This is a genomic window from Vibrio sp. Vb1980, from assembly GCF_033338615.1.
GTDB classification, from domain to species: domain Bacteria; phylum Pseudomonadota; class Gammaproteobacteria; order Enterobacterales; family Vibrionaceae; genus Vibrio; species Vibrio alginolyticus.
In genome coordinates, this window is the sequence record NZ_JAWOSZ010000164.1 from 1 (window position 1) to 537 (window position 537).

General features: G+C 48.4%; 1 protein-coding gene. It reads right to left on the reverse strand.

From position 1 onward, the window contains the following. Positions 1-537: FtsX-like permease family protein (locus R7F64_RS24300; protein ID WP_318072210.1), on the reverse strand; the 537-nt coding region annotated here is incomplete at both ends.

The window sequence follows — 537 nt, forward strand, 5'->3', positions numbered from 1 at the left end:
AGACTCAGAGCAATCGCTAGCACTACCACTAATAGAATTTGGAAAGAATCAATCACAATTGGTAAATGCCCGCCAAAGCTGAACAGAGCCACGCCAGCCGATTCCAAAATGGCGTTGAGGTTGAGTGACAACGCCACGCCAACCGCTCCGCCGACAATAGCCCCAATCACACCACTACTTGCGCCTTGCACCATGAAAATCGTCATGACTTGCGATTGCGTCATACCCTGCGTTTTCAAAATCGCGACTTCAGATTGTTTTTCCATCACCACCATGATCAAAGCAGAAATGATGTTAAACGCTGCAACGCCGACAATGAGACCCAGCATTAAGCCCATCATGTTCTTTTCCATTTTCACAGCTTGGAAAAGCTCGCCACGTTGTGCACGCCAATCACTCCACTGCCACCCTTCTGGCATCGGTTTATCAGCGAAATCCGTCACCATAAATGGGTCAGAGAAAAACACTCGCCAGCCAGATACGGTATCTTTGGGCAGGCGCATTAACTTAGCTGCATCCGCCATATTGACGATCATA